Annotated in this window: 8 protein-coding genes; 2 read left to right on the forward strand and 6 right to left on the reverse strand. The window is 63.6% G+C overall.

Translation table 11 applies throughout. The annotated features are described in order from the left end of the window. Window positions 1-62: 62 nt before the first annotated feature. Window positions 63-2,240 carry a malate synthase G gene (locus tag AC1RMG_RS24225; RefSeq protein WP_011063875.1) on the reverse strand — a complete coding sequence of 726 codons (2,178 nt, stop codon included), beginning with the start codon at window positions 2,238-2,240 and terminating at the stop codon, window positions 63-65. A gap of 473 nt (window positions 2,241-2,713) precedes the next feature. On the opposite strand from AC1RMG_RS24225, the gene AC1RMG_RS24230 reads away from it, so the two are divergent. After that, a complete protein-coding gene (locus AC1RMG_RS24230) occupies window positions 2,714-3,232 on the forward strand; it encodes a glycine cleavage system transcriptional repressor (protein ID WP_011063874.1) in 519 nt (172 codons plus the stop codon). 222 nt (window positions 3,233-3,454) lie between these two features. Here the strand turns inward: AC1RMG_RS24230 and rarD are convergent, their stop codons facing one another. From rarD to AC1RMG_RS24255, 5 genes are all read right to left on the reverse strand, one after another. Continuing rightward, the gene (rarD, locus tag AC1RMG_RS24235) at window positions 3,455-4,342 is read right to left on the reverse strand and encodes an EamA family transporter RarD (protein WP_011063873.1); all 888 of its coding nucleotides are present in this window, start codon (window positions 4,340-4,342) and stop codon (window positions 3,455-3,457) included. A 239-nt stretch (window positions 4,343-4,581) separates the two neighbouring features. Beyond that, window positions 4,582-5,556 carry a serine/threonine protein kinase gene (locus tag AC1RMG_RS24240; protein WP_011063872.1) on the reverse strand — a complete coding sequence of 325 codons (975 nt, stop codon included), beginning with the start codon at window positions 5,554-5,556 and terminating at the stop codon, window positions 4,582-4,584. Between the two features lie 158 nt (window positions 5,557-5,714). Further along, complete coding sequence (locus AC1RMG_RS24245) at window positions 5,715-7,619, reverse strand: PhoX family protein (protein WP_019094533.1); 1,905 nt, start codon at window positions 7,617-7,619, stop codon at window positions 5,715-5,717. Window positions 7,620-7,703: 84 nt separating this feature from the next. Further along, complete coding sequence (locus AC1RMG_RS24250) at window positions 7,704-8,468, reverse strand: TOBE domain-containing protein (protein ID WP_011063870.1); 765 nt, start codon at window positions 8,466-8,468, stop codon at window positions 7,704-7,706. 64 nt (window positions 8,469-8,532) lie between these two features. Beyond that, on the reverse strand, window positions 8,533-9,273 hold the full coding sequence (locus AC1RMG_RS24255; RefSeq protein ID WP_262213855.1) for a ComFC family protein: 741 nt from the start codon (window positions 9,271-9,273) through the stop codon (window positions 8,533-8,535). A 90-nt stretch (window positions 9,274-9,363) separates the two neighbouring features. Here AC1RMG_RS24255 and bioB point away from each other — a divergent pair, with 90 nt between their 5' ends. Further along, entirely contained in the window at window positions 9,364-10,419 is a 1,056-nt protein-coding gene (gene bioB / locus AC1RMG_RS24260) for a biotin synthase BioB (RefSeq protein WP_011063868.1), read from the forward strand. The last annotated feature ends 34 nt before the right edge of the window (window positions 10,420-10,453 follow it).

The raw sequence follows: 10,453 nt of genomic DNA on the forward strand, positions 1-10,453 counted from the left end.
AGGCGAAAAAAAGCCCCGGCCTTGCGACCGGGGCTTTTTTAATTACTGCTGGTTACGCGGGCTTACAGACCGTTCTTGGCCTTGAACTCGCGACGCCGGCGGTGCAGGACCGGCTCGGTGTAGCCGTTTGGCTGCTTGGTGCCTTCGATCACCAGTTCCAGGGCGGCCTGGAAGGCGATGTTGCTGTCGAAGTCTGGTGCCAGGGGACGGTACAGCGGGTCGCTGGCGTTCTGCCGGTCAACCACCGGAGCCATGCGCTTGAGGCTTTCCAGCACCTGCTCCTGGGTGACCACGCCGTGGCGCAGCCAGTTGGCGATGTGCTGGCTGGAGATACGCAGGGTGGCGCGGTCTTCCATCAGGCCGACGTCATTGATGTCCGGCACTTTCGAACAGCCCACGCCCTGGTCGATCCAGCGCACCACGTAACCGAGAATGCCCTGGGCGTTGTTGTCCAGTTCGTTCTTGATCTGCTCCGGCGTCCAGCTCGGGTTGACCGCCAGCGGGATGGTCAGGATGTCATCCACCGAGGCGCGGGCACGCTTGGCCAGTTCGGCCTGGCGGGCGAATACGTCGACCTTGTGATAGTGCAGCGCGTGCAGCGCAGCGGCGGTCGGGGATGGAACCCAGGCAGTGTTGGCACCGGCCAGTGGGTGAGCGATTTTCTGTTCGAGCATCGCTGCCATCAGGTCCGGCATCGCCCACATGCCCTTGCCGATTTGCGCGCGACCTTGCAGGCCGGTGCTCAGGCCGATATCGACGTTCCAGTTCTCGTAGGCGCCGATCCATTTCTCGGCTTTCATGTCGGCCTTGCGCACCATGGCGCCGGCTTCCATGGAGGTGTGGATTTCGTCGCCGGTGCGGTCGAGGAAGCCGGTGTTGATGAACACCACGCGCTCGCTGGCCGCCTTGATGCAGGCCTTGAGGTTGACCGTGGTGCGGCGCTCCTCGTCCATGATCCCGACTTTCAGGGTGTTGCGCGGCAGGTTCAGCACCTCTTCGATGCGGCCGAACAGCTCGTTGGTGAACGCCGCTTCTTCGGGGCCGTGCATCTTCGGCTTGACGATGTACATCGAGCCGGTGCGGCTGTTCTTGCGCGACGTGTTGCCGTTGAGGTTGTGGATCGACGCCAGGCTGGTGACCAGGCCGTCGAGGATGCCTTCCGGCACTTCGTTGCCATCCTTGTCGAGGATCGCATCGATGGTCATCAGGTGGCCGACGTTGCGCACGAACAGCAGCGAACGACCGTGCAGTTTCACCGGCTCGCCATTGACCCCGGTGTATTCGCGATCGGCGTTCATGGTGCGGGTGAAGGACTTGCCACCCTTGGAAACTTCTTCCGCCAGGTCGCCCTTCATCAGGCCGAGCCAGTTGCGGTAGATCACCACCTTGTCGTCGGCATCCACTGCGGCGACCGAGTCTTCGCAGTCCATGATGGTGGTCAGGGCCGCTTCCATCAGCAGGTCCTTGACCCCGGCGGCGTCGGTCTGGCCGACCGGGCTTGTGGCGTCGATCTGGATCTCGAAGTGCAGGCCGTTGTGCTTGAGCAGGATCGCGGTAGGGGCCGCAGCGTCGCCCTGGTAGCCGATCAGTTGCGCGTCGTTGCGCAGGCCGCTGTTGCTGCCACCCTTGAGGCCGACCACCAGCTTGCCGCCGACGATCTTGTAGCTCACCGAGTCCACGTGGGAGCCGGCAGTCAGCGGCGCGGATTCATCGAGGAAGGCGCGGGCGAAGGCGATGACCTTGTCGCCGCGGACCTTGTTGTAGCCTTTGCCTTTTTCCGCACCATCGGCTTCGCTGATGGCATCGGTGCCGTACAGGGCGTCGTACAGCGAGCCCCAGCGAGCGTTGGAAGCGTTGAGGGCGAAGCGCGCATTCATCACCGGCACCACCAGCTGCGGGCCGGCCATGTGGGCGATCTCTTCATCGACGTTTTGCGTCGTGGCCTGGAAATCCGCCGCTTCTGGCAGCAGGTAACCGATGTCTTGCAAGAAGGCTTTATAAGCCACAGCGTCATGCGCCTGGCCGGCACGGGACTGGTGCCAGGCATCGATACGTGCCTGGAAGTCATCGCGTTTGGCGAGTAGGGCTTTGTTCTTCGGCGCCAGGTCGTGAATGACCTTGTCTGCACCGGCCCAGAACGAGTCGGCGGTGAGGCCGGTACCGGGAATGGCTTCGTTGTTCACGAAGTCGAACAGGACTCTGGCGACCTGCAGGCCACCGACTTGAACGTGCTCAGTCATTGCTTGCCTCACTCTGCTCAGCTATTTCGCTTTTCAGCTCTTCAAATTAACAATGAAGCCGGCGGCCATTTAAAGCACAACCCTGTTCTCCAGTACATGCCATCGCTGGCGGCTGGGTCCTTCCAATCAACGGCGGAGCCTTGCTGACGGGCTGTTGCGGGGGTTGCGATCAGGCCTTGGCGGACATCGTTCCAACGTTATGTAGTGCGCGCTGCGGCATACTACATGATGAACTGCGGTTGTGAAAATTAGACTAAAAGCGTCGTTCCGCGACTTTAAAGTGCAGTGCGGTCACGCAGGGGGATGCGATGTTCTCAAAAAGCCGGTGGATTGTTCCATATAAATACAAAAAGTTGTACACGATTTGTGTTTTGCCTTGCGCACCCTCGTAGGAGCCGGCTGCTATGGGCTGGAAGGCGCGGGGAATGAGGCTGCCTATACTGGATCTTTCATTGCTCAAAGAGGGCTGCGCCATGGACCATCTCGTTCTCACGGTATTCGCCCCGGACAAGGCCGGCCAGGTCGAGCGCATTGCCCAGTGCATCGCCGAGCATGGCGGCAACTGGCTGGAAAGCCGCCTGTCACGCATGGCCGGGCAGTTCGCCGGGATCCTGCGGGTGGCAGTGCCGGCCGAAGCCTACGATGAACTGGTGGATGCCCTGCAAGGCTTGTCGGCCCAGGGCATTCGCGTGTTGATCGCCGAAAGCGGCGTGGAGCAGTCCTGCACCTGGAAACCCATCGCCATGGAACTGGTGGGCAACGACCGCCCGGGAATCGTGCGCGACATCACCCGGCTGCTGGCCGAGCAGGGGGTGAACCTGGAGCGCTTGGTGACCGAGGTGCGCCCAGCGCCCATGAGCAGCGAGCCGCTGTTCCACGCCGAGGCGATCCTTGCGGTGCCCCTGACCCTGTCCCTGGAAGTGCTGCAGGCGCGCCTGGAAACCCTGGCGGACGACTTGATGGTGGAATTGGTCCTGCGCAGCGAGCCCTGAGCCTTGTGAGGGTTATCCCAGTAAACCGTGCATGTGCCTGTGGATAACCTGTAGAGACCAGGCCCTGGCCCAGAGCCAGCGCGGCGTTGCGCCAGTTGATCAAAAAACCAGCAGTTTCAAGGGCTTGTGCACAAAGGACGGGGATCAGGTTGTGGATAACCTTGGGAAGAACCGCTGCAAGCCACGAAGAACGTGGCCTGCAGGGCTTTGTGCGTTTATTGATCAGCGACGCCCGCGCAGGCTGAGCCAGGCATCCACGCTGTATACCGCCAGGCCGGCCCAGATAAACATGAAGGCCAGCAGGGTGCTGGAGGACAGGTGCTCGTCGAACAGCAGCACGGCCTGCAGCAGCACCAGGGTGGGAGCCAGGTACTGGAGGAAACCCAGGGTGGTGTAGGGCAGGTCCCGCGCGGCAGCGTTGAAGCACACCAGAGGTACCAGGGTCACCGGGCCGGCAGCCACCAGCCACCAGGCCTGGGAACTGCTCCAGAACTCGGCATGGGCACTGCTGGCATCGGGGTGCAGCAGCAGCCAACCCAGAGCGATGGGCACCAGCATCCAGGTTTCCACCACCAGGCCGGGCAGGGCCTTGACCGGCGCCTGCTTGCGGATCAGCCCGTAGAAGCCGAAGCTCAGCGCCAGCATCAGCGAGACCCAGGGCAGGCTGCCTACCTGCCACACTTGCTGGGCCACGCCCACCGCCGCCAGGATTACCGCCAGCCACTGCATGCGCCGCAGGCGTTCGCCAAGAATCAGCATGCCCAGCAGCACGTTGACCAGTGGGTTGATGTAGTAGCCCAGGCTGGCTTCGAGCATGCGCCCGTTGTTCACCGACCAGACGTAGGTCAGCCAGTTGGCGGCGATCAGGGTGCCGCTCAGGGCCAGGATCGCCAGGCGCCTGGGGTTGTCCCGCAGTTCGCGCCACCAGCCGGGGTGCTTCCACACCATCAGCAGCAGGGCGCCGAACAGCGCCGACCAGAGCACCCGGTGGATGATGATCTCGACCGCGGGAACGCTGGCGATAGCTTTGAAATAGAGCGGGAACAGACCCCAGATGATGTAGGCGGTCAGACCCAGGATGTACCCGCGGCGCGGGTTGGCGGCTTGCATGCAGAATCCTTGCTTAGGCAGCTAACAAAGCCGCAATTGTAAGGACAATTGTCTAGACCTGTCCTGACTTTTACCCCGCCGCCCACTGTGGACGCCGGCTTGCCGACGAGGGCAATCTCTCGGGCCCTTTCGCTGGCAAGCCAGCTCCTACAGCTGGCGCCCTTGTGTGGGTACCGGCTTGTCGGCGAAGGCGGTTTCTCGGGCCCCCTTCGCTGGCAAGCCAGCTCCTGCAGGTCGGGTCAGAACAGCTTGAGGGGTTCTTCGTTGAGGGCCGCCAGCTGTTCGCGCAAGGCCAGCACCTGATCGCCCCAATAACGTTCGCTGCCGAACCAGGGGAAACTGTGGGGGAACGCCGGGTCGTCCCAGCGTCGTGCCAGCCAGGCGCTGTAGTGCATCAGGCGCAAGGCTCGCAGTGGTTCGATCAGGGCCAGCTCCCGCGGGTCGAAATCATGGAACTCGCTGTAGCCATCCATCAACTCGGACAACTGGCCCAGGCATTCCTGGCGGTCGCCGGCGAGCATCATCCACAGGTCCTGCACCGCCGGGCCCATGCGGCAGTCATCCAGGTCGACGATATGGAACATCTCGTCGCGGCACATCATGTTGCCGGGGTGGCAGTCGCCGTGCATCCGGATGTTCTGGTGTGGCGTGGCCTGGTAGACCTCTTCCACCCGCTTGAGCAGGTCCCGGGCCACCGACTCGTAGGCTGGCAGCAGGCTCTTGGGGATGAAGTTGCCCTGCAGCAGGGTTGCCAGGGAATCGTGACCGAAGTTCTTCACCCCCAGGGCTTCGCGGTGTTCGAACGGGCGGGTGGCACCCACCGCGTGCAGGCGGCCCAACAACTGGCCGAGACGGTAGAGCTGGTCCAGGTTGCCTGGCTCCGGGGCGCGGCCGCCGCGGCGGGGAAACAGGGCGAAACGAAAGCCCGCGTGTTCGAACAGGCTGGCGCCGTCATGAATGATCGGCGCCACCACCGGCACGTCGCATTCGGCGAGTTCGAAGGTGAAGCGGTGCTCTTCCAGGATCGCTTCGTTGGTCCAGCGCTGGGGCCGGTAGAACTTGGCGATCAGTGGCTCGCTTTCGTCGATGCCGACTTGATAGACGCGATTTTCGTAGCTGTTGAGCGCCAGCACGCGGGCGTCGCTGAGAAAGCCGATGCTTTCAACGGCGTCCAGGACCAGATCGGGGGTCAGTGTTTCAAACGGGTGCGACATGCTTACTCCTGCGCGCAGCAGGCTGCCGCGTCCGGCCAAGCATGGTAACGCAGACGGGGAGCCAGCGGGGGAGGGTTTGCCGGTGGTTCGGCCGTGCGTCGGGTTCGCCGCCCAGCCGGTTCCTGCGGGTGCAGAAGCCGGCTGGGCGCGAGGCGGGGTCAGGCGCCGATGACGCCGCCGTCTTCCCGGGTGATGGCCATGACCGAGGAGCGTGGCTTGCCGTTGGGCAGGTGTTCGGGGAATGTCGAACCGCCGTTTTCCCCAGGGTGCTGGATACCCACGAACAGGGTCTTCTGGTCCGGGGCGAAGGCGATGCCGGTGACTTCGCAACCCACCGGCCCGACCATGAAACGGCGGATCTCACCGCTGTCCGGGTCGGCGCAGAGCATCTGGTTGTTGCCCATGCCGGCGAAGTCGCCGCTGTTGCTGTAGTCGCCGTCGGTGAGGATCCACAGGCGCCCGGCCTTGTCGAAACCCAGCCCGTCGGGGCTGTTGAACATATTCTGCGGGGTGATGTTGGACGACCCACCCTTAGGTTGGCCGGCGTGCACCCCCGGGTTGCCGGCCACTACGAACAGGTCCCAGGAAAAACTCATGGCACCATGGTCGTCGCCGCCGGTGCGCCAGCGCAGGATCTGCCCGTAGACGTTCTTCTCCCGCGGGTTGGGGCCGCCTACCGGCTGGCCGTCCTCGCCACGCTTGGAGTTGTTGGTCAGGGTGCAATAGACCTGGCCGTCCTTGGGGCTGACCACTATCCATTCCGGGCGGTCCATGCGCGTGGCCTGGACCACGCTGGCGGCCAGGCGAGCCTGGATCAGCACCTGGGCCTGGTCGGCGAAGCCGCTGCTGGCGTCGATGCCGTTCTTGCCGTGGGTCAGCTCGATCCACTGGCCCTGGCCCTTGGGGTGGTCCGGGTTGCCGTCGCCGGCATCGAAGCGCGCCACGTACAGGGTGCCGTGGTCCAGCAGGTCGCGGTTGGCCTTGGGGTTGCGGTGGTTGATCTTGTCGCGGCTGATGAACTTGTAGATGAATTCGCCACGCTCGTCGTCGCCCATGTAGACCACGGCGCGGCCGTCGCGGGTTTCGGCCAGGGCGGCGTTTTCGTGCTTGAAGCGACCCAGGGCGGTGCGCTTGACCGGGGTCGATTGCGGGTCGAACGGATCGATTTCCACCACCCAGCCGTGACGGTTGAGTTCGTTGGGGTTCTTCGCCAGGTCGAACCGCGGATCGTGCAGGTGCCAGTTGATCTCCTTGCTGGCCACCACGGCGCCGTAGCGCTTCTGCGCGGCGTCGAATTTCTGCTCGGCGTTGCTGCTGCCGAAGCAGTCGGTGAAGTTCTCTTCGCAGGTCAGGTAGGTGCCCCATGGGGTCTTGCCGTTGGCGCAGTTCTGGAAGGTGCCGAGGACTTTCCTGCCCTTGGGGTCGGCGCTGGTCTTGAGCAGATCGTGACCGGCTGCGGGGCCACTCAGGCGGATCGGCGTGTTGCCGTGGATCCGTCGGTTGTAGCGTGAGCCCTGGACGAACTGCCACTGGCCATTCTTGCGCTGCACTTCAATCACCGACACGCCTTCGCTGGCCTGGGCCTTGCGCACGTCTTCGGCGGATTGCGGCAAGCCGCCATGGGGGTAGAGGTAGCGGTAGTTGGTGTATTCGTTATTGATGGCCATCAGCGCGCGGTGGCGGTCGTCCGGGAAGGCGAACAGGCTCATGCCGTCGTTGTTGTCGCCAAACTGCACTTCCTGGGCCCGGGCGGTGCCATTGCCGCTGGGGTCGAAGGCCGGGCCGTTCTTGGCCAGGGGCTGGCCCCAACTGATCAGTACCGAGGACTTGTAGCCAGGTGGCAAGGTGATGCTGTCGCTGGTGGCGGCAGGGATGCCGGCAAAGCCCAGCAACTGGCTGGTGCCGGCGCTGACGCTGGCGGCCAGGGCGCTGCGGCTCAACAGGTTGCCGCCCAGGAACAGCGCTGCACCGCACAGGGCGCCGGCACCGATGAAACCGCGGCGGCTGAGGCCGACCAGCTGTTCCAGGTCGGTGGGTTGGTCTTCTTCTAGTAACAGGCTCATATCAGGCTCCCTGCAGGTTTTTGCAGCCACCTTAATGAGCCCCCATGACGAATATGTTGCAGTGAAATGGCGGTGGAGCCTTGGTCAGAGCGGGGTTCCGATCAGCACGTGGGACGGTGAGAACTGCACCTGGACGGTCGAGGACTCCTTCAACTCCAGGGTCTTGAGCAGCAACGGCTCGGCCAGGGCGCACAACGTCTGACCATTGGGCAGGGCAATTCGCACCTCGCAGGGGCCGTCCTCGGCGTCGAGAATCTGCTCGATCGTGCCCCTCAGGCAATTGTGTCCAGTTGTTACTTGGGCGCCCGCAGCTTGTACGTCCAGCCAGCCAGCCTTGATCAGTGCCACCACTTCGGTCCCCGGCAGCAGTTCCAGGCGCAGGGTGCTGTCGTGGGTGATCTGCGCCTGGAGTTGCAGGCCCTCGGGCAGTTCCAGGACGATCAGGTCGTTGCAGCCCTGGCTTTCGACAGCCCGGACCTTGCCATGCAACTGATTGCGCGCGCTGGTGCGCAGCATCAGGCGGCTGAGCAAGTCGAGGTCGCTGGTGTCTTCCGCTGCTTCCAGTACCTGGGCCTGCAGAGCTTGCAGGCGCTGGTAAAGACGCAGCACCCGCTCGCCCTCGGCGGACAGCTTGGCGCCGCCGCCGCCCTTGCCGCCGACGCTGCGCTCCACCAGCGGGCTCTGGGCCAGGTTGTTCAGTTCGTCGATGGCATCCCAGGCTGCCTTGTAGCTCAGGCCGGCGCTTTTTGCCGCGCGGGTGATGGAGCCTTGTTCGGCGATGTGTTGCAGCAAGGCAATGCGTTGCGGGCGGCGGACGATGTGCTGGGTCAACAGAGTGGGCAAGGACATGGCGGGGGCGCTTTGAACACTGGGGTGGGACTGGGAGTTTGCGGCTTGGGCGACGAGAGTCAAGTCAGTCGCCGGTGCCGGGGCTTGGGGTCCTGGCCAGGCAGTAGATATCCACCCGACGGGCACCGGCGTTGATCAGCAAACGGGCCAGGGCCTGGGCGGTGGCGCCGGTGGTCAGGACATCGTCCACCAGGGCCAGGTGTCGTCCTGCAACCTGGGCCTGATCTGCAAGGGCGAAGGCCTGGCGCAGGTTGCGCTGACGGGCCCGGGCATCCAGGCCCTGCTGGGCGGGGGTGTCTTGGGTGCGCAGGAGGAGCTTGGGTTGCACCACCAATTGCAACGAAGCGCCCAGCCACTGGGCCAGCATGCCTGCCTGATTGAAGCCGCGCTGGCGCAGCCGCCTGCGGGACAGTGGCACCGGCAGCAGGCAATCAGGCCGTGGCAGGCCTTCATCGAAGCGATAGTGGAGGAACTGGCCGAGAAGTTCGGCCATCAGCCGGCCAAAAGGCCATTTCTCATGGTGCTTGAAACGACTGATCAGGCTGTCCACCGGGAAATCGTAGCGCCAGGGTGCGATCACCCGCTGAAACGCCGGCGGCTCTTGCAGGCACTGGCCACAGGTGAGGCCGGGCCCAGGCAGGGGCAGGGCGCAGACTGAACACTGGGCGCCGAGCCAGGGCAGCTCGTCCAGGCAGGGAGCACACAGGGCCAGGGCCGAATCGCTGGGTTCGTCACACAATAAACATGCCTGATTGTTTTTTAACCAGATGTAAACCTGTCCTTTGTATCTGGGTTGACAGTGCATGACTCTTCCTTAAATATGCCGAACATCCGTGTCGCGGCTGTGGGCTTTCCTGTCCTGCGCCGCTTGCCAAGCATAATCAAGGAATCGCCCATGAGCGCCAGCACCACCGCCACCCTGCGTCATGATTGGACTTTGGCTGAAGTCAAAGCCCTGTTCGTCCAGCCCTTCAATGACTTGTTGTTCCAGGCGCAGACGGTGCACCGCGCGCATTTCGACGCCAATCGGGTCCAGGTTTCCACGCTGCTGTCGATCAAGACCGGCGCCTGCCCGGAAGATTGCAAATATTGTCCGCAGTCCGGTCACTACAACACCGGCCTGGAAAAGGAAAAGCTCCTTGAGGTGCAGAAGGTCCTGGAAGAGGCCGCCCGGGCCAAGGCCATCGGTTCTACCCGTTTCTGCATGGGCGCGGCCTGGAAGCACCCTTCTGCCAAGGACATGCCCTATGTGCTGGAGATGGTCAAGGGCGTGAAGGCCATGGGCCTGGAAACCTGCATGACCCTGGGCCGTCTCGATCAGGACCAGACCGAGGCGCTGGCCAAGGCCGGCCTGGACTACTACAACCACAACCTCGATACCTCGCCGGAGTTCTACGGCAACATCATCACCACCCGCACCTACAGCGAGCGCCTGCAGACCCTGGCCTATGTGCGTGACGCGGGCATGAAGATCTGCTCCGGCGGCATTCTCGGCATGGGCGAATCCCTGGATGACCGCGCCGGCCTGCTGATCCAGCTGGCCAACCTGCCGGAGCATCCGGAGTCGGTGCCGATCAACATGCTGGTGAAGGTGGCGGGTACGCCGCTGGAAAATGCCGAAGAGGTAGACCCCTTCGACTTTATCCGCATGCTCGCGGTGGCGCGGATTCTCATGCCGCAATCCCATGTGCGGCTATCGGCGGGCCGTGAGGCGATGAACGAGCAGATGCAGGCCCTGGCGTTCTTCGCCGGCGCCAACTCGATTTTCTATGGCGACAAGTTGCTGACCACCGCCAACCCGCAGGCCGACAAGGACATGCAGCTGTTCGCGCGCCTGGGCATCCAGCCCGAAGCCCGCGAAGAACACGCCGACGAGGTGCACCAGGCCGCCATCGAACAGGCCCTGGTGGAGCAGAAAAGCAGCGAGCAGTTCTACAACGCCGCCGTCTGACCTTCTGCCGTAGGAGCCGGTTTGCCGGCGAATC

It is taken from the genome of Pseudomonas sp. GW822-FHT04H02 (assembly GCF_058800645.1).